This is a genomic window from Leptolyngbya sp. FACHB-671, assembly GCF_014695745.1.
Classification (GTDB): Bacteria; Cyanobacteriota; Cyanobacteriia; order Elainellales; family Elainellaceae; genus JAAUTN01.
Genome location: NZ_JACJOV010000127.1, coordinates 330104 through 354985, shown reverse-complemented (window position 1 = coordinate 354985; position 24882 = coordinate 330104). Strand labels below are relative to the sequence as shown.

Genomic DNA, 24882 nt, shown 5'->3' with positions numbered 1-24882 from the left:
GCTTGGCAATGCCAAGCCCCTACAGAATTCTGCTATGTTCTACTGTCCCCCCGGCAGGATAGGAGTGACTCGAATATCTGGGTTAATAGGAGTTTGGCTTGGGGTTAGAGGAATGAAGGTGGGGGATAGCTCACGGGGGCGATCGCCTGCTGCAATACAGGTATTGAGAATTTCATCCGTTGGAAACCCAACCTCAGTCCGCAACCCCACAACACATTCTGAAAAGCGTTCTGGTAACAGGCTGCGACGACAATAGTCCAACACATTCAAGGCTTCTGTTGCATCAACATTAAAAGCGACATCAACCACGCAAGTTGACAGTTCATCTGGACGACGTACCCGCCGACAGCCCGATAGTGCGTCCGTTGCCTCAACTGCAGTCCCCGCATCAATGGCAATCACACATTCAGATAGCTCTTCAGGATTAAGAGCTGCCGCACAGGCAGCGGCGGCTTCTTCCTCAGAAATACCTGCACTCAGCAACTCATTTGCACAAGTTTGGTAATCATTACCGACAGCGGCGGCTGGAGCAGTGGACACAGTAGCCAATAACCCAGTCGCAACGAGTGGAATGGCTGCAATTCGGATCAAAAAACTGTGGTGCATGAGCAAATTTAAGGGAATTAGCTTACTAGACTGGCTTTGAGTAAAGTCTGAGCCGATTCTCTCACAGTTTCCTGAACCTGACCTCCCCCAGGTAGTCCTTCTACTGCAATTTTGCCAAACACACCCAACAACTACAGCTATTACATCGTGCGACCCTGCTACATGACTTGCTTATAGGCTAGCAGTTTTGCCAGTTTCTGCTTGACTAGGAATTGCCTTTACGTCGCTGTAGCCCATACTGCCTGCCACCTCGCGCAGCATCGAAATTTGCTCCTGAAAATCTAGATTTTCAATCTGGCTGAGGAGCTGGCTGATAGCTTGCGGAATTTGGTAATCATCAGGCATTCCAATAATTGTGGTGCCCATTGCCTGCGCCCAAGCAAACCAAACCATAAGCTGGTTATTTTCTTTCAACGCACCGTAGGCACGAGATAGGTCAGTATCTTCCTGATTGACGATTGCCCGCATTACGCCAAGCTGCTCGTCCTTTGACATCTCATACACATCGCCCAATAGTTGAGGCGCAAGTTCGGGTTCGGTTGCTGCTGGAGCCGCTGGAGTTACAGAGTCTCCCATCTTTGTGTAGACATAGTAGAGAAATGCCAGCTTTTCATCAGTGCCGAGCTTTGAAAATGCATCTACCGTCTTCTGGGTTTCTTCAGGCAGATAGTCAGATGTAACAGCATTTGGGTTAGGGGACATAGATCCTCTCCAGGAAAACTTAACTTCACCTAGAAGTATCAGACTTGACTAAATCAAGTCGCCTCTCAAGAGGGAGAGTTTCATCTAACCTGGAGTAAGCCCCCTACTCTTTCCGTAGACAGAGCTATGTTACGGACCCTGGTTTGGGTAAGCTGCTTGATGAGGTTGCCATGAAGTTGATAAATCGGATTGGAACCTCTTTCAGGTCAAAGCGTCAAAGCAATGTTGAAGGATAGGAATGCAACAATGACCAAGCTTAGGGGCGATCGCTCTAGATCCCACTCCACCTACTTAATCCAAACCCGCTCAATTCAATCTTTTGCTCTAACAATGGGCGATCGACGGCTGTCGAGTAAGGCTCTAGACCTGTGGCTACTAGCAGTTTGTTCCTGTCTATTAACGCTGCTGTGCCACTCACTTACCCATCCATCATCTTTGCCCAGTAGTGCGAGTAGCACTACATCAACACCCGCTTCAACCACCACCACAAACAACTCACCCATTCAGTCAGGAGGGCAAAGGGCACCGCAATTGTTCATTCCAGCTAAAAGCAGCGCCCCAGACCAAGAACTTAAATCGGACGCAGACGAGTAACTTTCAGGTTAAAAGAACCCAGTCCTTGACCTGCATAAGGTCTAACCCGAACAATATAGCTACCTGGTACAGTAATCCGAGCAAATAAGAGAGAGTTGGTCGTGCCATCGGGACCGTCATCGTTCTCACCGAATGTTGCACCGTCCGGCCCAATCAAGGTAATGATGGTATCAAACTCATCAGAAGTTAGATCGATCGCTACCTGATCGCCTGCTTCAAACGTAACCAGATAATCCCGTGCAAACCCACCAAACCCTGTTGGAATATCTGAATCTGTAAGCGTATCCGTAATTTCGTTGCTACTATCCAGCGGAACTGGAGTGTACATTGATTGGGCACTAGCTGAAAGCGCACTCACAACAACTGTCAGCAGTGCTGCCGGAGCCACTAAAGCAAGGCTAAACTTAGAGAATAATTTGCTCATGAAACTAGGAAATCTCAGCAGCGAAAATAGATCTCGTCAATTATGCATCATTTTTCTCTGTAAGTCCTGTTAAATGCAGATTAAAACCAGTATTGATTCATCCTCTACGTTAAACGTAAAAGATTGCCGATCGCACTGCGATCGGCAATCTTTTTTGCCATCTCAGAGACACAATAGGCGACTGAAACAGCGCGAACTAACTCACATTAATCCTTAATCTTCTTGGGTAGGACGAGTGCGATCCTCCAAGAACTGCTGCGTCTCTCGCTGCGGCGTATAGCTATAGCCAAACGTAGAACCATCCGAGTCATCTAAGATTTGCGGAGTCAAGATCACAATCACTTCCTGACGAGAATTTGTGCGGTCCGTGTCTCTAAAGAGGGCACCCAGCAGAGGGATGTCACCCAGGATGGGAACTTTACTCACGACAGTCCGATCTTGGTCCTGAATAATACCAGAGAGGATGAGCGTCTGACCGTCTCGTACACGCACCTGCCCAGACGTTAATCTTCTTTCGGCTAAGAGAGTAATTTCAACCAAGTTATCATCCAGTTCAACTTCCTCTACTGCAGCAGGAGCCGAGATTGAAGGAGCTACCGACAATGAGATAAATCCGTTGTCGTCAATTCGGTCAACTTGAACCTGCAAGATTAAACCCGCAGGTGTTCGCTCAACGGTTACGGTTTGAGTTCTATCATCGCCTGTCCCAGTAGTTTCAATCTCGAAGTTGGTAATTACTTCTTCGGTCAACTGCACCTCAGCCGTCTGCCCTTCTTGAACGACTAAAGTTGGATCAGTGAGGATCTTAGCATTCTGGTTTTCCACCTCAAGCTCAAGTGCGGCAACCAAGTTACGATCAATATTTGTACCAGGATCAAGAAAATCGACGGTAAGTCCCCGACCGCCACCGACACCTACGAAAGTATCGTTTATGCCGAAAGAAAAGCTGGTGGAAGCTCGGTCAAGCGCTAGGAGGTCAACATCCACAATCCGAACATTGATTGCAACTTGGCGACGGCGTACATCGAGTTGAACTAGCTGGGCAGTTGCAATCTCAACTTGATTGGGTGCACCAACCAAAGTGACGGAATTGGTACGTTCGTCACCTACTACCTGCAAGCCGCGAAGTAAAGGAGTAGAATCCTCAAAATCTACGCGCTGAGTTTCAATTCTCTCTTCCGTAAACGTTTGGGCTGACTGCTCAGTGACCGTTGCACCTCCTTCAGCACCCGTCTCAACCGGAATGGCGCTCACGAAGGTGACCTGACGTTGGCGGCTAACGGCAGTTTCAGCACCTAGACCAACCAAAAAGTTGAGGGCTGTTCCTACGGGAACCTGGTTTAACCGCAAGTTGCGAGTGACTAACTGACGGGCTTCGTTAGGTAGGCTCGGCCCAACGAAAATTGTGCGTCCTGTACGGTTTGCATCTAGCCCACTAATCCGCAGCACGTAGTTGAAAACATCCTGGACAGGCTCATTCTCAATGTCCAGAGAAATTCTGATGTCTGAGGCAGCTCCGTCGGGAGCAGCAGCAGCATCTTCCGTCTGGGATGAGTCTTGCCCGATATAAGCAACGTTGAGTCCGGCAGCCCGGGCTAACAGAGACAGCACATCTCGCACGGGTGCATCGCGCAACACCAGACGAGGTACCAATTCTCCTGTTCCTAGGTCGATCGCTGGGGGTGAGGTGTCAACCAGAGAAACTGCAATGTCACCGACAGGTGGGGCAACTGCACGAGGTTGTAGAGGTGGGGTAAAGTTTTGCTGAGTGGGGGCTGGAATTGGAACCCCATCAATTTCAATCTGTGGGTCTGGCACTAGCACATCGTCTGGAGTCTGGGCAACGGGCTGGCGTTGTGCAACCGTCTGGGAGTCTGTGTTAGCAGATTCTGAGGTGGCTGGGCTGGGCTGTTGGGCGACTGAGCCTTGCTCGGCAGGGCTGACACTCAGGACTACGCCTTCATTGCCTTGAGAAATTTGACCAGACGGAGCTTCGGCATCGCCTGTAACGGTGACTCTGACGCTATTTGCATCAAGTTGACTGACGACAACAGAGCTAATTCCTGGAGCAGGGCTATTTTGCAAGAAGCCGTTGCCGTCTTGCAGAGCGAGTTGGGTGTTTACGACATCGGCAACCAGTGTGTTGCCCTGGCTGACGGTAAAGATTTGAGGGCGATCGCCATCTCGCGTTTCCAAGATCACATCAACCCCTTGCCCACTAGGATTGAGCCTGACATTCGTCACCTGAGTTGCTTGAGCAAAAGCTGGTTGAGTTGCCAACAGCACCCAGGCTCCACTCGTCAAAATACTGCTGCCCAAAGCGCTACCAAGTCCAAGATGCTTCACAGTCCACTCCTCCTTCAGAAACCCTTTTAACGTTGAATTGATTATTGAGCCAGGTTAGGCTTGATGCGGTTTAACGCATCCACGAACATGCCCCTGATGGTGCAGATTTACACTTCTGCACAGATGTCTAACTAATTAGTGGCTCCCTCAACCGCTTCCCCTTCTGTCGTTCCTGCTGTGGGAGGGCTAGCAGCAGGAGCAGGTGTATTTTCTACCGGTACAAGCGCCTGTAGCTGGAAGGCAGTGGTAATGCGAGTGACGGGTTGACCATTTGGCAGTAGTCTGCCTTGAGCATCAATTAGAATACTTTGTGCAGCAAAATCTAGTTCAGAATTAAGATTTTTGACTACTAGCAAAGGCTGTAATCGTTCGATATTTCGCATGATTGACTGAGTTTGAGGAAAATCGCCCTCAAGCTCGACATCGTATACACGTCGTTCTATCCGGTTGTTAACCTCTGTACCCAGTGAGCTGTCAGTGACTACACCAGACAATTCTTCATTTAGCTCAAACCGAGTCAAGTTTGCCCTTCTATCTTCGTCCTGAATTCCGGCATTGACTGCCTGGATGCGTTCATTCAAGTCAAGTAACAGCGTGTCAATGCTCTCTTGATTGGCAAATAGAGCGACAACATCAGCTCTCACCTGTCTAGCTTCTGCCAATTCAGCCCTTGCTTCCTGAATTTGCTGCTGACTTTCCTCACGGTTGATCAACTGGCTTTCCTTAGCAGCAACATCCTGACGCAATTCCTGGTTTCGCTGCCAAGTGGGTTGCACCAGGTTGATCAGTAAGTAGGCTGATGCACCCAACCCCAAAAGAGCAATCAAGATCCCACTTACAGATGGGGTGAGTCTAATGCCAAATACTGTGGGGTAGTTGCCCCCAGCGTCATATTCTCTTCTGTCCCCTGAAGGGACGAAATCTCCACCGACGGTCATGGCTGAATGACTCCTCTCTCTCGAAGTGCTTGAATTCTAGCCGTCAAACCGACAGCCAGGGTTCGCTCCAGGTCTTGAAACAATTCTGATGCCGGAAGATCGGTTAACTGGCTAGAAATTGTATATTGAACCACCTGGGGCAGTTCTACCTCAATATTGTTGGACTGAATGCCTTCCCCAAACTCAATTTGGGTTGGGTTATCGATGAGTTCAGCGGTTAAGAGGCGAGTCTCTTCAGCTTCCAGGAAGGGCGATCGCTTTAACGTCAGGACAAAGTCATTCACATCGTCGAATGAACGAGCCAGCCCAGAGATTTGAACTACTGACGTGGTTGGTGGAGCTGGGGCAACTGGAGCAGCATTGGGATCGGCTGGAGCAGCATTGGGATCGGTTGGGGAAGCCGCTGGAGCAGGTTGAGCCGCAGGTGAGGGTTGACCAGCAGCTGCAGCTGTGGCGCTTTCTTCATCACTCAGTTGCTCAATTGAACCAATCCGAACGTTAGCCGGGACGCGATCGCGAATATCCTGCAACAGTGCTGACCAGGGCTTGATCTGATTAAAGACCGACCCTAAAGCCTGAACTTCAGTATTAATCGCTGTAATTTGCTGATTAATCGTATCCACTTCAGAGAGTTGAGCCTGCAAAGCAGCTAGCTCAGAATCTAGCTCAGCCTGCCGCTGAGCCAAAGCCGCATTACGACTCTGCAAGAAAACCCATAGCCCGACTACAGACCCTAGCAGCAGCGCTGCGACCCCTACCCCTAAAAAGATAGGTCGAGGACTGTCCTGGACAATACGAGGGTCGGGTCTGCCAGTTTCTGCCGGACGCTCAACCCGGTCATTCAGAAAATTGATATCTAGACTGTACATATCACCATGCCTCCCGCAAACCCAAACCCAAAACAACCCCTAGCCCCGGTCGTTGAACTGAAGGAATTTCCTGGTCTACCTCAAGCGAAAGTGCCGCAACCGGATCGACCTGACTGGCAGGCAAGCTTAACCGCTGAGAGAAGAATTCATCAAGTTGCCCGATCGCCCCACCGGGACCCGCTAACAAAAGCTGTGCTACTTCTAAGTTGTCGCCTTGGTTGAGGTAGAAATCGATCGAACGGCGAAGTTCATCCGCTAATTCACCTAAGACCCTCAGCATTGCCGCCGTTCCAGGATTGGTTCCACCCATTTTGGGCATCCCAACGCTGTCCATCGGCATTACTGGAACCGTCATTCCTTGGAGTAGCTCAGTGCTGCGCGAAGGAGGCAAATTCATCGCTCGACTGAGCGCACTTTGAATCTGAAACGTTCCAATGGGCACGGTTCGAGAGAACTGAGGAACTCCATCCACAACGATAGAAATTTCTGTGCTTTCAAACTCAATATCGACGATCGCCGCGGCTTCCTGAGGCGTAAACTGCCTGAGCTGCTCTCGAATCGTTCGGATTAAGGAGAAACTGCTGATTTCCAACGCATTGATTGTGATGCCTGCTTGTTGGAAGGTGCTGATATAGGAATCAGTTACCTCTTTGCGAGTGGCTACCAGCAACACCTGCACCTTTTCGATCCCGTCTTCATCCACAAAGAAGCCGAGTTTTTGGTAGTCTACATCTGCCTCTTCACGAGGGAATGGTAGATATAGTCCAGCTTCCTGATTGAGAACCATTTCCCGCAGCTCACGATCATCTAGCTCTGCAGGTACTGGAATGATGCGGGTAACGGTGTCCCGTCCACCGGGGATAGCAGTCGCGGCGTTCTTAATTTTGATCTTGCTTTCTGCAACAACTGACTGAATGATTTCTGCCATCGTCGCAGAGTCTACGATCTGCCCTTCTTGAAAAACTCCCTCTGGAACTTCGGCAGATGCCAGAGTGACGAGCTGAAACGCCTGACCTTTTTTTCTCAGCCGCGCAATGTTGACTCGTTCGGGAGTCAACTCTATCCCGATCCCTTTAGTCTTTTTTGATAGTAAACCCTTGAAGCTGCTAAACACAGTTTTGTCCGCTCGTTCAGAAGTTAGAAGAAGTTAGGCAATCGAATTGAGTTTAGAAACAGTCAGTGCAGCGGGATTAGCGCTAGCGCATGGTACCTAATTTAAGTCAGAATTGCCAGTCTTAGTCGAAGGATACAAACCTTAAAAGATGCCACCCTGTTACCGGTCGGTAGAAGTTTCTCTGCTGTGAAACTTACTGATTTACCAGCGATATTACACACAATTTAGAGAAAAAAGTACAGTTGAACGAAATTTATCTGAAAAAAATTGAGAAAAACACTGAGAAAATCGATTCGCTTGGCAAAGACGAGCTTGATTTTGGTCAGAATGACTCAAATTCTGGTCAGAATAATTTGATTTTGGCTAGTGTCATTGGTTAATGACCCACCCAATGACCACCGCCTGATGATTTGACTGATCATTTGTATGGCTCGTGACTAAAATCTAGAACCGGGCTCCAGAGTAAGGCATGATAATGAAGCGACCTGAGAATGTCCAGTATTACTGTGGTTTTCCATCGTTTTTCCATCATTTTTTACCGTCATGAATGCTCCAGCTTCTCTTTCAACTCATCAGGTTTGGGGGGCACCGCTAACTACCAATGCCCAACGGCTGCTGCTGCTCGGCTCAGGAGAGTTGGGCAAGGAGGTGGCAATCGAAGCAATGCGCCTGGGTTTAGAAGTAATTGCAGTTGACTCTTATGCGAATGCACCTGCAATGCAGGTTGCCCATCACGCTCACGTCGTGGATATGTTGGATGGGGCAAAGCTGCGTTGGCTGGTGACCAAAGAGCGTCCGAGCGTAATCGTGCCAGAGGTTGAGGCGATCGCCACCGAGACCCTAATCGAGTTGGAGCAAGAGGGCTGGCGTGTTGTGCCAACGGCCAAGGCAACCAATCTGACGATGAATCGAGAAGGCATTCGGCGGTTGGCGGCTGAAGAGTTGGGGCTAAAAACGTCGCCCTATCGGTTTGCAGAAACGGAGGCGGAGTATCGGGAGGCGATCGCCGCTCTAGGCTTGCCCTGTGTCGTCAAACCTGTGATGAGTTCGTCGGGCAAAGGACAGAGCACCGTGCGCACCGAAGCCCAGATTCTGCCTGCCTGGAACTATGCCCACACGGGGGGACGGGCTAAAAATGCCAGAGTCATTGTCGAAGGATTTGTTGATTTTCACACTGAGATCACACTGCTAACGGTACGGTCGATCGAGGGCACTGCTTTTTGCCCACCCATCGGTCACGTTCAGGTGAACGGTGATTATCGGGAATCTTGGCAACCTTGCCCGTTGCCAGAGGCTACGCTGGCTCAATGTCACAACATTGGACACAAAATCACTGAGGCGCTGGGCGGTTGGGGCATTTTTGGTGTAGAGCTATTCATTCAGGGTGAACCGGATGGAGAGCAGACCGTCTACTTTAGTGAGGTCAGTCCACGACCGCACGATACGGGCATGGTGACGATGATCAGTCAGAATATGTCGGAGTTTGAGCTGCATGTAAGGGCGATCGCCGGACTGCCCATCGGTTCCATCGACCTGATCAAACCCAGTGCTTCTGCCGTAATTTTGGCTCCCGAAGCGGGAGAAAGTCCGCAAACGACTGGAGCTGATCTTGCACTCCAGATTCCTGAGACAAAGCTACGGCTATTTGGCAAACTCACCTGCTACAAAAACCGTCGCATGGGAGTAGCCCTTGCCACCGGCGCAACGATTGAGCAAGCCAGGGAACGCGCTACCGCTTGTGCGGCTGAGGTGAAAATTTTGGTTTGAATTTCCCCTACAAAGGCTGTTTTGGGGCTGAGAGAGCTACAGTGTAAATCCGCTAGGCTCAGGAGAACGGATGGTTTCACGACGCAAATTTTTTGCCCTGGCAGGAGCCGGAGCCGCCGGAAGCATTCTGGCGGCTGCTCCACTCAAGGCACTGTATTCCAGAGAAATTCGGGGTCAGTCAGTTCGGAGTCAGGGTTACGGTTCTTTGGTGCGTGACCCCAATGGATTGCTAGATTTGCCTCCCGGATTCCAATATCGGATTCTTTCGCAGACCGGAAATGTGATGAGCGATGGCCATCCAGTTCCAGGCAACCCGGATGGCATGGCGGCATTTGCTGGACGCGACAACACGATCATTCTGATTCGCAACCATGAAATGAATCTGGGCGAATGGGATAAGCCAGCAGCGATCGCTCCTCCCCACAAAACCTATGACTCTACCGGACGTGGCGGCACTACTACACTGATTTTGAATCGCGATCGCCGCATCATTCGCGATTTTGTTTCCCTGGCAGGCACGCACCGCAACTGTGCCGGAGGTGCAACTCCTTGGGGATCGTGGATTAGCTGTGAAGAAGACGTTTCTACGCCAGATACAGAAGCGGTTGACGTTGCTCATGGCTACAACTTTGAGGTTTTGGCTAACGCCACTGAACCCGTCGATCCGGTTCCGCTGGTAGCAATGGGGCGGTTTAACCACGAGGCGATCGCTGTTGATCCTGCCACTGGAATTGTGTATCAAACCGAAGACCGTCCAGATGGTTTGTTCTATCGATTTATTCCAGATCAACCGGGTAATTTGCAGGCAGGTGGCGTGTTGCAGGCGATCGCCCTGCCCGTCCTGTCAACGCTCGACACCAGCAACCGCACCCGAACGATTTCGGTGGGACAACCAATGCAGGCGGAGTGGGTAACAATCGCTGACCCCAACCCCCCTACTGATACCGTGCGGCTAGAAGGAGCAAATTCCGGCGCAGCCCAATTTAGCCGGGGTGAAGGCATCTGGTATGGCAATGGCGAATTTTACTTTTGCTGCACCATCGGCGGCGCAACCGGGTTAGGGCAAATCTGGCGCTATGTTCCGGGCAGTACTGCTGAGCAAGGCGGCACCCTGGAGCTATTTGTTGAACCGACTGACGCAAATCACCTCAAAAATCCCGATAACATCACTCTGTCGCCATTTGGAGATCTGTTTGTTTGTGAAGATGGGAGCGATCGCCAATCTATTGTCGGAGTTACCCCCGACGGGGAGCTTTACCCATTTGCTGACAATGCGCTCAACCCCAGCGAACTTGCCGGAGTCTGCTTTGCCCCCGACGGTGAAACCCTCTTCGTCAACATCCAAAATCCTGGCATTACCTTCGCGATTTGGGGCCCGTGGATCGGCGCATAACGCCACCCCATTTCCCTCAAAAAAGCAAATTGAGAACAGGAGGTAGGAAATCGGAGACATAGAGCTGTATCCTATAACCTTTAACCTGTAGCTCTAGGTCAGCATCCTAGACTCGAATTCGTCGCGGTGGGTGGGAACATGGGAAGAATCAGCAAATGGAAACGGTTGGGCATCTTTGCTCTGTTAGGGCTGCTGCTAAGCTGGATGGTCAGTTGCAGCGCAGGACCAACTAATTCAGAAGCCGAATCGGGCACTCAAGAAGTTGAATTTTGGACGATGCAGCTTCAGCCAGAGTTTACCGACTATTTCAACCAGCTTATTGCCACCTTTGAGTCAGAAAATCCGGAGACAAAGGTGCGTTGGGTGGATGTGCCCTGGGCAGATATGCAAAGCAAAATTCTTACTGCTGTTTCTGCGGGCACTGCGCCTGATGTGGTGAATCTAAACCCTGATTTCGCAGCTCAATTAGCTGGTTTAAATGCCTGGTTAGATTTGGGAGACAAGATTTCACCCGAGCAGCAGCAGCAATATTTGCCCAAGATTTGGGACGCGGGTACGCTGAACGGCAAAAGCTTTGGAATTCCCTGGTATCTCACCACGAGCGTGACGATCTACAACCAGCAGCTTTTAGAACAGGCTGGCATTCCGCTTCCGGCGGCAGAAGATACGGAGTGGGAGCAAGTTTCGACTTACGAAAATCTGGCAGAGGTCGCTCGCGCGGTCAAAGACGAAACGGGCAAGTATGCTTTCTTTGTGACGTTTGTACCGGAAGATTCTGCCGAGGTGTTGCAGTCGTTTGCTCAGATGGGCGTTCAGCTTGTGGATGAGGAAGGACAGGCTGCATTTAACACGCCCGAAGGTCTGGCAGCTTTTCAGTACTGGGTGGATTTGTACAAGGACGGACTGCTGCCCAGAGAGGTGTTGACTCAGGGACATCGGCGGGCGATCGAACTCTATCAGTCGGGAGAAGTGGCGCTGCTGTCCTCTAGTCCTCACTTCTTAGAAACAGTGGCTACGAATGCACCTGCGATCGCTGAGGTATCGGGTGTAGCCCCTCAAATCACGGGTTCAACTGGAGCAAAGAGTGTTGCGGTGATGAACCTGGTGATTCCGCAATCGACCGATCAGCCAGATGCCGCCGTCAAGTTTGCGTTGTTTGTGACTAACAATGAAAATCAGCTTGCCTTTGCAAAGGCTGCAAATGTCCTGCCTTCAACGGTTGAAGCACTGAAAGACGGCTATTTTACCGATCTGCCTGCTGAGGTGACTCCTCCCGATCGGGCACGGGTGGTGAGCGCCAGCCAGATGGAAGATGCTCAGGTGTTGCTACCGCAGATTAAAGATGTGAAGAAACTGCAAGGCATCATCTACGACAATTTGCAGGCTGCTATGCTCGACCAAAAAACGGTTGAGCAGGCGATCGTTGATGCCGAATCGGAATGGAACAATCGGTAGTCCTGAACGTAAGGGCGAACGGCCGTTCGCCCCTACAAGGAATTCTCTAATTAAATTTTCATCTGCATCATTGTGTTTCTTCAGAAACACTCCGAAAGAAATGCCCAATTAAATAGAGCGAACCGCACAAAACCGGGGTAAATTCTGTTGCCCCGGTTTTTGTTGCAGTTTGCAGAGCATCGATCGCATCTTCACACACTTCACAACTCGCTAGGTCGGGACAAATTTCTAATGCTAGTTTTGCCAGCGCTTCCGGTTCCGCTGAAAGGTGGTCGGGGACAGGCACCAGGTAGAGGCGATCGCCCCCTCTCAGCAACGCCTTAAACACATCAGCATGATCCTTTGTGGTCAGCATTCCCATTACCCAATGGATTGGCTGGCGCACTTTTTCGCTGTTGTCGATGTAGTGTCGCAGGGCGATCGCTGCTGCTGGGTTGTGAGCCCCATCAATTAACACGGGCTGCTCTTGCCAAGTAATCCACTGGAGCCGTCCCGGCCACTGCGTTTTGGACATGCCGCTGACGATTGCTGCTTCCGAAATCTCCCAACCTTGCTGCTGAAGAATTTGGACAGTGGCGATCGCCAGAGCAGAATTGATCAGTTGATGGGCACCGGGCAGGGGTAGGGGGAATTTGAGAGGTAAAGGGGATTGGGGGTTGGGGTAGAGAGCCCAACCAGGGGTGAAAAGTTGCGCGGCTGGAGGGTAGACAGTAGGGCAGTTAAGTTCAGCGAGGCGCTGTTTAATCACGGGTTCGGCTTCGGAGGGCAGGGGGGCGATGACAGCGGGGCAGTTGGGTTTGAGGATGCCTGCTTTTTCACGAGAAATGTCTGCCAGGGTTGGTCCGAGACGCTGCCAGTGTTCGCGGCTGAGGGACGTGACCACACTGACGAGGGGGCGATCGCACACATTCGTTGCATCCAATCGCCCACCCAAACCAACTTCCATTACCGCAACATCAACCTGCTGCTGAGCAAAATAGAGCCACGCCGCAGCCGTAATCACTTCAAATTGAGTCGGGGATTCCTCCGGCTCCTGGATTGCAGCAATCACCTGCAACAGTAAATGGTGTAAATCGGCGACGGAGATTGGCGCTTCATTCAAACAAATCCGCTCATTCCAACTCACCAAATGAGGAGACGTATAGCGCCCAACCCGGTAGCCTGCCTCTGTCAAAATCGAGGAAAGATAGGCGCAAACCGAGCCTTTGCCATTTGAGCCAGCGACATGAATGATGGGTACTTGCTGATGAGGATTGCCTAGATCTGCCAGTAGGCGCTGAATCCGCTCTAAGCCAAGCTGCACGCCAAAATGATTGAACTGCTCTAAAACAGCATCAATGTTGGGATGGTCTGAAGCAGAATCAAGCTCTAATTTCGATGGAACAGACTGAAAGGTATCAGGAAGTTGCACTGGGATAGAAAAATATAAACCTCTATCTTAAGGTGCAACTGCGTGGATCTGAAAGTGCAGGCTGTACCCTTGGCGGACGGTTAAACTTTCCCTCGTCTTTCCTAGCGATCGCTGACATTTCCTTCCCGCAATATTCCGGAAGGATGAAACAGCACTGCGTTTCCACTACAAGCAATTGAGAGTTGAGAATTGGCAAACGCAACTCCAACGCTTCCCTATGCCCTCGGCTGTTTTAGTTGATGCTGCATAAACTTTAGTGGACAAAAGCCCCATGTTTCAAATTCGGTTTCAAACCATCAACTACCGTCCTGACCTGCAAATTACCTTACGCAACAATGTGGATGGCTGGGATCAAGATATTCCCGGCATCTATGAGAATGATGAGTGGCGATTTGATCTGCCCGAAGCTCGTTACGGTGGCGGCATGACTTTTAAGTTTGTGCTGGAACAAACTTACTGGATGAATCAGCCTAACTTGTTTTTAGCGCCTGTGCTGGGCGGTAATTACATCTACACCGAAGCACAAGTTACCTTTCCACCCCGTCAGGAAATGGTAGTGGAAAACTCTCATGTGCAGCAGTTGTTTTTTCAGCCCAATTTAAATGAGACAGACCTATTTGATGTGATCGTCATCGGTTCTGGCATCGGCGGTGGCATTCTGGCAGACCAGCTTTCTGATCTAGGTATGAAGGTACTGGTGCTGGAAGCAGGCAGCTATCTGTTTCCTAGCCATGTGGCAAACTTGCCCCGTCAACATCGCGTGGGGCAGTTTGATAAACACGTTTGGGGACTCTATGATGAGTTTAAAGTTGACAACTATGCCAACGCACCTGGTTCTAACTTCATTGGTGGGCAGGCGTTTAACCTGGGTGGGCGATCGCTCTTTTGGGGCGGGCTAATTCCCCGAATGCTTTCCTGGGAAATGGATCAGTGGCCAACCCAAATCAAATGGTATCTGGAAGACAGTGGTTATCAGCGGGCCGAAGATCTGATGAACCGCGTTCCGCAGGCTCCCTCAAACTATCATCAACAGGTGAAGCGATCGCTGCGGACTCAATTTCCTGATTTCAATCACTTTGATGCGCCAATGGCGGTGCAGTACAGCAACGGTAGCCTGATTCCCAACGGCATGTTTTCTACTGCTGACCTGTTGATGGAGTCAAAGCTAACGGATAATCCTGCTGGTGATGACAACCTTTCGATTAACTTGAATCATGCTGTCGTGGAGCTACAAACCACCGGAACTTCAGTAACGGGAGTAGTCGCCTATGACCTGATTGCTCAGAAATATCGTACCTACCAATCTAAAACTGTGGTGCTGTCAGCAGGCACCATAGAGAGCACTAAGATTGCTCAACTCAGCGGACTACTCGACCCCAACGGCAAGATTGGCGTGGGAATCACTGACCACCCGATTTACTTCACTCACTTTGCTGTTCCGGCAAACTCACCTTTCTTTAGCGCTATCGACTCCAGCAAAATCCTGTCACAACACAAGTCCATTTCAGCCGATCAGCACGCTTTCAACATGGTGCTAGAGTTAGGAGCAGACTTTAATCAGGGGCGCTATGTGGACGATGACATCTTGACACGACAGCAAATGTTGAGAAATAACATGATGCTGTGTGAACTGGTGTTTCTGTTTAATGTGCCACTAATGGAGACTAACACCGTTCAACAAATGGGACCGTCTTTTGTCAAACCTGTGGTGCAGATGCAGCGTAGCCCAGAGAGCGATCGCTTCTTAGGTGAAGCAAATGCGTTGAAAGATCAGGTGATTGCTACGTTAGGTGGTGTACCACTACCCAACAACAACTTGGACTTAAAGCAAGCTGGATTGGGTGGCGTTGCCCATGAAGTCGGCACACTGCGAATGGGCGCTGATAACAGTGGAGTGGTGGATACCGATCTGAAATTCCTCAGCTATGACAACCTTTATGCCTGTGACCTGTCGGTCTTTCCCACTTCCCCAGCGGCAAACCCAACACTGACGTTAGCAGCCTTAGCGATTCGTCTAGCAGATCACCTCAAACAGGTCGTTGCCTGAGTTTAGCGGTAGGGGCGAACAGACGTTCGCCCTTACAGCAGGCAATATGTTTCAACAGGTCTATTACAATAGCTGAGCATCCTATCTAGCGAGAATTATCAGCATTGTGTCTAAGTCATTTAAGCATCTAGACACCATCACTGCTTTGTTTGTGACGGTGTTGCTGATTTCAAACATTACGTCTACCAAAATTGTCAACCTGGGTCCATTCACCTTCGATGGCGGGACGATTTTGTTTCCGCTGAGCTACATCTTTGGCGATGTGTTGACGGAGGTTTATGGCTATGGGCGATCGCGCAAAGTAATCTGGCTCGGCTTTATCTCAGCCTTGCTATTGTCTATCACTTTGATTGTGGTAGGGGCATTACCGCCTGCCGCAGAGTGGACTAACCAGGAAGCTTACGAGAAAATTTTAGGGTTGACTCCTCGAATTGTAGCCGCCAGTCTAGTGGCTTACTTTGCAGGTGAGTTTTCTAACTCTTTCATTTTGGCAAAGCTCAAGATTCTCACGGGCGGCAGACAGCTTTGGGTGAGAACTATCAGTTCTACGCTGATTGGGCAGCTCGTAGACACCACCATTTTTATCCTGGTTGCCTTCACCAACGTGGTTCCCAATAGTCTGCTGCTGACGCTGATTGTTTCAAACTATTTGTTTAAGTGCGGCGTGGAAATTCTCTTTACTCCCGCGACTTATTGGCTCACGGGTTGGCTTAAGCAACAGGAACGGGAAGATTACTACGACACGGACACAAACTTCAATCCGTTTCACCTTTCCAGTTTTGGTAGGGTGCGTTAGCGACAGCGTAACGCACGAAGAAAAGAGTGATGCATTACGCTATTGCTGACCCATCCACGCAATCTACGATGTGAGCTAGGTTGGCTGTTCGAGGAGCGGCAGGTTAACGGTGAATGTTGCTCCCTTGCCTTCGCCTGCGCTTTCAGCTTGAACGGTACCGTCGTGTAGCTCAGTGAGATGGCGGACGATCGCCAGTCCTAAGCCTAAGCCGCTATAAGATCGGGTGGTGCTGCTGTCTGCCTGACGGAAGCGATCGAATACATAGGGCAAAAAATCGGGTTCAATGCCGATGCCGTGATCGATCACTTGAATCTGAGCAAAGCTTTTCTCGTCATCTTGCTGTTTGGTCAAACGAACTCTGATCTTGCCCTCTTCTGGTGAGAATTTGATCGCATTAGACAGCAGATTTCGTAAGATTTGTCGTAACCGTCCTGAGTCTCCCGCGGTATTTGCAGCAGTTGCATCAAACTCAGTTTCAAACTGGATTGACTTAGATTCAGCAATGGGGTGAAGGGAATCTAGCACGCTTGTAATGAGCTGAATCAGGTCAATGGGCTGAGGTTGAAGACGCAGTTTCCCTTGAATGATTAAGGAAACATCTAGAATGTCTTCGACTAACTCTGCCTGAGATTTGGCGTTGCGCTCGATGGTTTCTAAAGCGCGGAGGGTTTTTTCTGCATCAAAGTCCTTGGTTAACAACAGACGCGACCAGCCCAGGATGGCGTTTAGGGGAGTGCGAAGTTCGTGGGAAAGCACTGCTAGAAATTCATCCTTTAGCCGATTGGCGGTTTCTGCTTCGCGACGGGCGACCTGCTCTTGGATGATCTGAGCGCGGGCGGTTTCGGCTTGTTTGCGCTCAGTGATGTCTTCCAGGGTGCCGACGTGTCCAACTAGGGTATCCACGTTGGAAAGCATGGGAGAGGAGCGAAGATGCACCCAGCAAGTACTGTCCTGTCGCTGCAACCGAAATTCATCTGAATATTCATGTCCGTCTCGGAGATGAGTCAGCCAGTTGGCGATCGCCCTTTCCTGATCTTCGGGGTGGACAAAGTCTAGCCAGCCTTGACTGGAGTTATCTTGCAGGTTAAAGCCACAAATTTCTTGACAGCGGGGGTTGGCGTAGGTGCAGTGGCCCTCTATGTCAGTGAGGAAGATGCCAACCGGAGAGCAAGCGCTGAGTGTGCGAAATCGCTCTTCGCTCTGCCGCAGTTCGGCATTGATGGCTGCTAGTTCTAAGCCCTGGCGCTGGACTTCTAACGTTTTCTTGTAGAGGTCTACAAAGACGGCCACCTTAGAACTCAGGATGACCGGGTCAATCGGTTTAAACAAATAGTCTACGGCTCCCAAAGAATAGCCTTTGCACATGAGGCTATCACTGGTGCTAAAGGCCGTGAGGAAAATGATTGGGGTATGGTGCGATCGCTCTCTCTGGCGAATCATCATCGCCGTCTCAAATCCATCCAGCTTGGGCATCTGCACGTCCAGCAAAATCACCGCAAAGTCCTGATAGAGCAGGTATCGCAAAACATCTTCGCCCGAATTGGCTTTAACCAGGTTTTGTCCCAACCCTTCCAACACAGCTTCTAGCGCGATTAAGTTTTCCGGTTCGTCATCTGCCAGGAGAATATTGACTTGGGTTTCAGACTGCATGAACTTACGCCAGTTTTGGAAATTGGGGGCTAGGGATCAGGGATTGGGGATGCAGAACGGTAGGACATTGTGTCAAAGGACTCGTCACCCAACTCAATTACTCAATAAATTAGAAGACTCATTCACCAAGCTTAAAGATTCGCTCGCTAAATTCAAAGTTTAATCGGTCAGGGTTAAAGATTTGTTTGTGAGGCTCAAAGATTTACTCGCGAAGCTCTGAAATTCATTCACGCAGCTTACAGCCGTTTTCAGATGAGTCAGCTACATCGTAGGGGCGAACGGCCGTTCGCCCTTACAAAAGATTGGGGTTTATCCAAGTGAAACCCGCTGTAAGAATTCGTCGGGGAACATGAAGGATTTATTCGCTAACCTCAAAGCTTCATTGGTGAAGCTCTAAGGTTTATTTACGAAGCTCAAAGCTTCATTCACGAGTTCCAAAGCTTCATCGGCGAAGCTCCAAGTTCATTCATTAGACTCTAAGCTTCGTTTGTGAACCTTAGAGGTTCATTGGCAGATCTCAAAGCTTTAACGAAGCTTTGTCCACTAATCTGATACCCAATTCACAGCAATTTCTCACTTTTATGAGCCACAAACCTCGGTAGGGGCGGTTCGCGAACCGCCCCTACAAAATTAGCCTGCGATCGCCATCCCTCGTCCCTACCGATACAGCCAAACTCGCAGCAGCGACAGCAGTTGATCCGTGTTGACGGGTTTGGTGATGTAGTCGGATGCGCCCGCTTCAATGCATTTCTCGCGATCGCCCATCATCGCCTTTGCCGTCAGGGCAATGATCGGAAGATCATTGAAACGCTCTTCCTGACGAATTGCCTGCATAGTTTCGTAACCGTCCATTTCAGGCATCATCACGTCCATCAATACCAGGTCAACATCTGACATAGATTGCAGCAGCGCAATGCCATCTCGCCCATTTTCGGCATGAATGATTTGCATTTGATAGCGCTCTAGCACGCTGGTTAGGGCAAAGATGTTGCGGATGTCGTCATCTACAATCAGCACCTTTTTATTGGCGAGGATGGGGTCAGACTTCTGCAACTGCTCTAGCATCTGCCGCTTGGGGGCAGGCAGGTTTGCTTGAATTCGGTGCAGAAATAGAGACGTTTCATCGAGCAACCGTTCGGGGGTGCGGACTTCTCGCACGACGGTCGTTTCGGCAAGTTGCTGAAGTTGAATTTCCTCTTGCGCGGACAGTTCTTTGCCGACGTAGATAACGATGGGCAAATTGGCGTTAGGGGCTTCACGGCGGATTTGCTCCAGCAGTTCTAGACCGGAGATGTCGGGCAAGCCCATGTCTAGCACGATGCAGTCAAAGTGCCCTGATTGCAGTGCTTCGATGGCAGCGGAGCCGCTGCTGACGGCGGTCGTGCTAACGTCACTGTTGCCAATCAGGTCTACGATACTGTGCCGCTGCATTTCATCGGCTTCGATCAGCAACAGATGCTTGACTGGACGGTCAATGAAGCTCTTGATGTCGGTCAGCGCATTTGACAGAGATTCACTGCTGACGGGCTTTTGCAGGTAGGCGATCGCCCCTAGCTTCAAGCTCTTGTGCTTCCCTTCCTCGACCGACATCATGTGAACAGGGATATGGCGAGTCTCAGGGTCACGCTTTAGCCGATCGAGTACCGTCCAACCGTCCATCACAGGTAGACGAATATCGAGCATGATCGCAGCGGGCTTAAACTCTTTCGCGAGCATCAGTCCTACGTCGCTGCGGCTGGCGGCGATGCCCTTAAAGCCCTGCGATCGCGCCATGTCGAGTAAAATTCGGGCAAAGTTGAGGTCGTCTTCAATCACCAGGAGAACGCGATCGCCCGGTTCGATGTTGCCTCGATCGTCTTCGATATCGGCGGCAGGCAAGCTACTTGTGCCGGAGAGCGATAGGCTTGTTAGTCCGCTAGAGCTGATAGAGGTGGTTACTAACTCAGCGTTTCTGAGGGTTCTGGTGATGGGGTCTTGGGGCTTATCCTCTGGGCTTACATAGGTCTGGGGTAAATAGAGGGTGAATGTGCTGCCCTGCTCTGGTTGGCTGACTAGAGCAATTTCGCCACCTAGCATCTGAGCAATTTCTCGGCTAATCGATAGCCCCAACCCTGTGCCGCCATACTTGCGGCTGGTTGTGCCATCTGCCTGCTGGAAGGCCTCAAAGATCAGGCGTTGCTTTTCAGGGGCAATGCCAATGCCGGTGTCGGTAACTGAGAAGGCAATCACTGAGTTAGCTCTAGAGAGGGGCGATCGCTGAGAACTCCAGCCCTGAGTCACCACCCCAACCCGCAGACACACCTGCCCCTGCTCAGTAAATTTGAAGGCGTTAGACAGCAGGTTCTTCAATACTTGCAGGAGTCGCTTGGGATCGGTGTAAAGTGCCGAAGGTAAGTTTTCGGCGAATTCAATCGAAAACTCTAGCTTTTTGTCCTGGGCCACTTGTCGAAAAGTTCGCTCAATCTGGTCGCGCAGATCGTTAAAGTGAATCTGGCTGACATCCACTGACATGGTGCCAGATTCAATTTTTGCTAGGTCGAGAATATCGTTAATTAAGCCAAGTAGGTCGTTGCCAGAAGAGTAGATGGTGCGGGCATAGTCAACCTGTTTACTGGTGAGGTTGCCGTCATTGTTCTCAGTCAGCAGCCGCGCCAAAATCAGCAGACTATTTAGCGGGGTGCGTAACTCGTGGGACATATTAGCCAGAAACTCAGACTTGTACTTTGAGGTCATGGCAAGCTGTTCAGCTTTTTCCTCTAAAGATTGTCGAGCCTGTTCAATCTCGCTATTTTTACGCTCCACTTCGCGGTTTTGCAGTACCAGCAGTTCGGCTTTTTCTTCTAGCTCCTCATTGGTTTGCTGAAGCTGTTCTTGCTGGCTCTTCAGCAGTTCTTCCGATGCCTTGAGTGACTGAGCCTGTTGCTCTAGTCGCTTGTTGGTGTCGGTTAGCTCCTTTTGCTGGCTCTGGAGTTCTTCGGTCAAAGATTGGGACTGCTTCAGCAGCTCCTCGGTTCTCATACTGGCGGCGATCGTGTTGAGTACGATCGCAATACTTTCGGTGAGTTGGTCAAAGAAAGTGAGGTGAATTTCGCTGAAGCGGCGGAAGGAAGCTAGCTCAATTACAGCCGTCACCTGTCCTTCAAATAGAACAGGCAGAACCACCAGATTCAGCGGTGAAGCTTCCCCTAAACCCGAACTGATCTTGACGTAGTCATGAGGTACTTCGGTAATCAAGATCCGCTCTTTTTCTAAAGCACACTGACCCACCAGTCCTTCACCCAGATGGAAGCGATTGGCTAGATGCTTGCGCTCTCGGTAAGCATAGGTGCTGAGCAGCTTCAGGCAAGCTTCTTGCTGTTCGCCGCCATCCATCAAGTAAAATACGCCGTGCTGTGCCGATACCAGGGGAGCTAGTTCCGACAGAATTAGCTTGGACACTGTCTCCAGGTCGCGCTGCCCCTGCAACATGCGGGTGAATTTAGCTAAGTTGGTCTTGAGCCAGTCTTGCTCGGTGTTTTTCTGCGTCGTCTCGCGCAGGTTGGCGATCATCTGGTTGATGTTGTCTTTGAGGATCGCCACCTCGCCTTCTGCGGCAACGGAAATCGACCGGGTTAAGTCGCCCTTGGTCACAGCAGTTGCTACTTCGGCGATCGCCCTCACCTGTGTGGTCAAGTTTGCCGCCAGTTCGTTCACGTTGTCGGTTAGGTCGCGCCACGTACCTGCCGCACCAGGAACTTTTGCCTGACCGCCCAGTTTCCCTTCAATCCCTACTTCCCGTGCAACTGTTGTTACCTGGTCGGCAAAGGTTGCCAGCGTATCGATCATCTCGTTAATCGTGTCTGCCAGGGTTTCAATCTCGCCCTTCGCCTCCAGCATCAGCTTTCGCTTCAGGTCGCCGTTTGCCACCGCTGTCACGACTTTCGCGATGCCTCGCACTTGAGCGGTGAGGTTGCCTGCCATCGAGTTTACCGAGTCGGTGAGGTCTTTCCAGGTTCCAGCTACACCTCGCACATCTGCTTGACCGCCCAGAATTCCCTCGGTGCCTACCTCTTTTGCCACCCGCGTTACCTCAGAGGCAAAGGAGTTGAGCTGATCCACCATCGTGTTGATCGTGTTTTTCAGTTCGAGAATTTCGCCTTTTACATCTACCGTGATTTTCTTCGACAGGTCGCCGTTTGCTACCGCTTTCGTGACTTCGGCAATGTTTCGCACTTGCGCCGTCAAGCTGCCTGCCATGAAGTTCACACTGTCGGTCAGGTCTTTCCAGATGCCCGCTACGCCTCGCACGTAAGCTTGCACACCCAGTTTTCCTTCTGAACCGACCTCTCGCGCCACCCTGGTTACCTCAGAAGCAAAACCGCTCAACTGATCGACCATCGTGTTGATCGTGTTTTTCAGTTCGAGGATTTCACCTTTTACATCTACCGTGATTTTCTTGGAAAGGTCGCCGTTTGCCACCGCTGTCGTCACTTCGGCGATGTTCCGCACCTGTGCCGTCAAACTGCCTGCCATCGAGTTCACCGAGTCGGTGAGGTCTTTCCAGGTTCCGGCTACGCCTCGAACTTCGGCTTGCACACCCAGTTTTCCTTCCGTTCCCACCTCTCGCGCAACCCGCGTTACCTCAGAGGCGAAGGAGTTTAACTGATCAACCATGATGTTGATCGTGTTTTTCAGTTCGAGAATCTCACCTTTCACATCGACGGTGATTTTCTTGGAGAGGTCGCCGTTCGCCACCGCCGTCGTGACCTCGGCGATGTTCCGCACCTGCGCCGTCAAGCTGCCTGCCATGAAGTTGACGGAGTCGGTCAGGTCTTTCCAGGTTCCGGCTACACCGCGCACGTCTGCCTGCACACCCAGCTTTCCTTCTGAACCCACCTCTCGCGCCACCCGCGTTACCTCTGAGGCAAAGCCGCTTAACTGATCGACCATCGTGTTAATCGTGTCTTTCAGTTCAAGAATTTCGCCTTTGACTTGAACAGTAATTTTCTTGGAGAGGTCGCCGTTCGCGATCGCCGTCGTCACTTCGGCGATATTCCGCACCTGCGCCGTCAAACTGCCTGCCATTGAGTTCACCGAATCGGTGAGGTCTTTCCAGGTTCCAGCTACCCCTCGGACTTCTGCCTGCACACCGAGCTTACCTTCCGTTCCCACTTCTCGCGCGACCCGCGTTACCTCAGAGGCAAAGGAGTTGAGCTGATCCACCATCACATTGATCGTGTCTTTTAGCTCTAGAATTTCGCCCTTCACATCTACCGTGATTTTCTTCGACAGGTCACCGTTCGCTACTGCTGTCGTAACTTCAGCAATATTCCGCACCTGCGCCGTCAAGCTGCCTGCCATTGAGTTCACCGAATCGGTGAGGTCTTTCCAGGTTCCGGCGACACCTTTTACATCTGCCTGTACACCGAGCTTGCCTTCCGTTCCTACTTCTCGCGCGACCCGCGTCACCTCGGAGGCGAAGGAGTTGAGCTGATCGACCATCACGTTGATCGTGTCTTTTAGCTCCAGAATTTCGCCTTTCACATCTACTGTGATTTTCTTGGAGAGGTCGCCGTTCGCGATCGCCGTCGTGACTTCAGCAATATTCCGCACCTGCGCCGTCAAGCTGCCCGCCATGAAGTTGACGGAATCGGTCAAATCTTTCCAGGTTCCAGCTACCCCTCGGACTTCTGCCTGTACGCCGAGTTTCCCTTCTGTACCAACTTCTCGCGCGACCCGCGTTACCTCAGAGGCAAAGGAGTTGAGCTGGTCCACCATCACATTGATCGTGTCTTTCAGCTCTAAAATTTCGCCTTTCACATTTACGGTGATTTTCTTGGAGAGGTCACCGTTGGCGATCGCCGTCGTAACTTCAGCAATATTCCGCACCTGGGCTGTCAAGCTGCCTGCCATTGAGTTCACACTGTCGGTCAGGTCTTTCCAGGTTCCGGCAACGCCTTCCACTTCTGCCTGTACACCGAGTTTGCCTTCGGTGCCCACCTCTCTAGCTACCTTCGTCACCTCAGAGGCAAAGGAATTGAGCTGCCCCACCATCGTGTTGACGATTTGCGCGGTTTGCAGGAATTCACCTCGCAGCGGTCGTCCCTCAATTTCAGTGGCGATCGACTGTGACAAGTCACCACTAGCAACCGCCCGGATTACACGGGTGGTTTCCTCCATAGGCTGCACCAGGTCAGTAATTAAGGTATTGACCGACTCAACACACGCTGTCCAGGAACCTGTGGCATTGCCCAAAGAAGCTCGCTGGTCAATCTTGCCCTCTTTGCCCACTACCGTACTGACATGCTCCAACTCCTGAGCCATGCGCTGATTCATTTCGATGATTTCGTTCAGCGTGTCAGAAATCTTTCCAGAAATGCCCGTTTGGTCATTAGGCATTCTTACCGAAAAGTTTCCTTTCTTTACCTCTGTCAGCACTCTTAAAAGTTGCTTGGGGTCAAGATTGTCAGTGTCACTGTTGGCTGTCACGGTCGGCATGGCTTAATCCTTATTAAGACGTGAGGCAAATTAAGTGAGAGTAGCAAGGAGATTAATGCACCTGAGGTTGAAACGTGAGGTTACAACAATGACCCATGCTAACTGGAAAGCGTTCCTACTAAGACACTTTTCCAGTTCTTCGATTGGTTCGGTAACATCAATGACATTTCTTGTCTGATCACTGTTGATCGCGGAGAAATAAAGACTTGTCGGGCAAGTCTCACTCCTCAAATATTATCAGGCAGGAACAGGAAGAAACATCTCTGCCAAAAGATAGATGCCGTTTCTTTCTG

Annotated in this window: 16 protein-coding genes; 6 read left to right on the top strand and 10 right to left on the bottom strand. The window is 50.8% G+C overall.

Going from position 1 to position 24882, the window contains the following annotated elements:
* Positions 1 to 39 precede the first annotated feature (39 nt).
* Together H6F93_RS18165 and H6F93_RS18160 are read right to left on the bottom strand one after the other, a co-directional pair.
* A complete protein-coding gene (locus tag H6F93_RS18165; RefSeq protein ID WP_190683449.1) occupies positions 40 to 606 on the bottom strand; it encodes a hypothetical protein in 567 nt (188 codons plus the stop codon).
* A gap of 171 nt (positions 607 to 777) precedes the next feature.
* Positions 778 to 1308 (bottom strand): orange carotenoid protein N-terminal domain-containing protein, encoded by a 531-nt coding sequence (locus H6F93_RS18160; protein ID WP_190645634.1) that lies wholly within the window; start codon positions 1306 to 1308, stop codon positions 778 to 780.
* Positions 1309 to 1554: 246 nt separating this feature from the next.
* On the opposite strand from H6F93_RS18160, the gene H6F93_RS18155 reads away from it, so the two are divergent.
* On the top strand, positions 1555 to 1902 hold the full coding sequence (locus tag H6F93_RS18155; protein WP_190683446.1) for a hypothetical protein: 348 nt from the start codon (positions 1555 to 1557) through the stop codon (positions 1900 to 1902).
* Here the strand turns inward: H6F93_RS18155 and H6F93_RS18150 are convergent.
* The 5 genes from H6F93_RS18150 to pilM all read right to left on the bottom strand — a co-directional run bounded on the left by H6F93_RS18150 (position 1880) and on the right by pilM (position 7593).
* Positions 1880 to 2326, bottom strand: coding sequence for a PPC domain-containing protein (locus tag H6F93_RS18150; RefSeq protein ID WP_190683443.1), 447 nt, complete (start codon positions 2324 to 2326; stop codon positions 1880 to 1882). The two genes, H6F93_RS18155 and H6F93_RS18150, sit on opposite strands and share 23 nt — an antisense overlap.
* A 213-nt stretch (positions 2327 to 2539) precedes the next feature.
* Positions 2540 to 4672 (bottom strand): secretin GspD/PilQ domain-containing protein, encoded by a 2133-nt coding sequence (locus tag H6F93_RS18145; RefSeq protein ID WP_347277315.1) that lies wholly within the window; start codon positions 4670 to 4672, stop codon positions 2540 to 2542.
* A 131-nt stretch (positions 4673 to 4803) separates the two neighbouring features.
* Positions 4804 to 5610 carry a pilus assembly protein PilO gene (locus tag H6F93_RS18140; RefSeq protein WP_190683440.1) on the bottom strand — a complete coding sequence of 269 codons (807 nt, stop codon included), beginning with the start codon at positions 5608 to 5610 and terminating at the stop codon, positions 4804 to 4806.
* On the bottom strand, positions 5607 to 6479 hold the full coding sequence (locus H6F93_RS18135) for a PilN domain-containing protein (RefSeq protein ID WP_190645630.1): 873 nt from the start codon (positions 6477 to 6479) through the stop codon (positions 5607 to 5609). The genes H6F93_RS18140 and H6F93_RS18135 overlap by 4 nt, the downstream gene beginning before the upstream one ends.
* A gap of 1 nt (position 6480) precedes the next feature.
* The gene (gene pilM / locus H6F93_RS18130) at positions 6481 to 7593 is read right to left on the bottom strand and encodes a type IV pilus assembly protein PilM (RefSeq protein WP_190645629.1); all 1113 of its coding nucleotides are present in this window, start codon (positions 7591 to 7593) and stop codon (positions 6481 to 6483) included.
* Between the two features lie 543 nt (positions 7594 to 8136).
* Between pilM and purT the strand changes: the two genes are divergently transcribed.
* The 3 genes from purT to H6F93_RS18115 all read left to right on the top strand — a co-directional run bounded on the left by purT (position 8137) and on the right by H6F93_RS18115 (position 12208).
* Positions 8137 to 9360: a formate-dependent phosphoribosylglycinamide formyltransferase gene (purT, locus tag H6F93_RS18125; protein WP_190683437.1), complete on the top strand. Its 1224-nt coding sequence runs from the start codon at positions 8137 to 8139 to the stop codon at positions 9358 to 9360.
* Positions 9361 to 9430: 70 nt separating this feature from the next.
* Positions 9431 to 10753, top strand: a complete 1323-nt coding sequence (locus tag H6F93_RS18120; RefSeq protein ID WP_190683434.1) for an alkaline phosphatase PhoX — start codon at positions 9431 to 9433, stop codon at positions 10751 to 10753.
* 138 nt (positions 10754 to 10891) lie between these two features.
* A complete protein-coding gene (locus tag H6F93_RS18115) occupies positions 10892 to 12208 on the top strand; it encodes an ABC transporter substrate-binding protein (RefSeq protein WP_190683430.1) in 1317 nt (438 codons plus the stop codon).
* A gap of 67 nt (positions 12209 to 12275) precedes the next feature.
* Here the strand turns inward: H6F93_RS18115 and H6F93_RS18110 are convergent, their stop codons facing one another.
* Positions 12276 to 13619: a glutamate ligase domain-containing protein gene (locus tag H6F93_RS18110; protein ID WP_190683427.1), complete on the bottom strand. Its 1344-nt coding sequence runs from the start codon at positions 13617 to 13619 to the stop codon at positions 12276 to 12278.
* Between the two features lie 271 nt (positions 13620 to 13890).
* Here H6F93_RS18110 and H6F93_RS18105 point away from each other — a divergent pair, with 271 nt between their 5' ends.
* Both H6F93_RS18105 and H6F93_RS18100 read left to right on the top strand, forming a co-directional pair.
* A complete protein-coding gene (locus H6F93_RS18105) occupies positions 13891 to 15666 on the top strand; it encodes a GMC oxidoreductase (RefSeq protein ID WP_190683424.1) in 1776 nt (591 codons plus the stop codon).
* Between the two features lie 106 nt (positions 15667 to 15772).
* Positions 15773 to 16462, top strand: a complete 690-nt coding sequence (locus H6F93_RS18100) for a queuosine precursor transporter (RefSeq protein WP_190683421.1) — start codon at positions 15773 to 15775, stop codon at positions 16460 to 16462.
* Between the two features lie 75 nt (positions 16463 to 16537).
* Here the strand turns inward: H6F93_RS18100 and H6F93_RS18095 are convergent, their stop codons facing one another.
* Positions 16538 to 18112 (bottom strand): hybrid sensor histidine kinase/response regulator, encoded by a 1575-nt coding sequence (locus tag H6F93_RS18095; protein WP_190683418.1) that lies wholly within the window; start codon positions 18110 to 18112, stop codon positions 16538 to 16540.
* A 657-nt stretch (positions 18113 to 18769) separates the two neighbouring features.
* The gene (locus tag H6F93_RS18090; RefSeq protein ID WP_190645621.1) at positions 18770 to 24589 is read right to left on the bottom strand and encodes a HAMP domain-containing protein; all 5820 of its coding nucleotides are present in this window, start codon (positions 24587 to 24589) and stop codon (positions 18770 to 18772) included.
* Between the last annotated feature and the right edge of the window lie 293 nt (positions 24590 to 24882).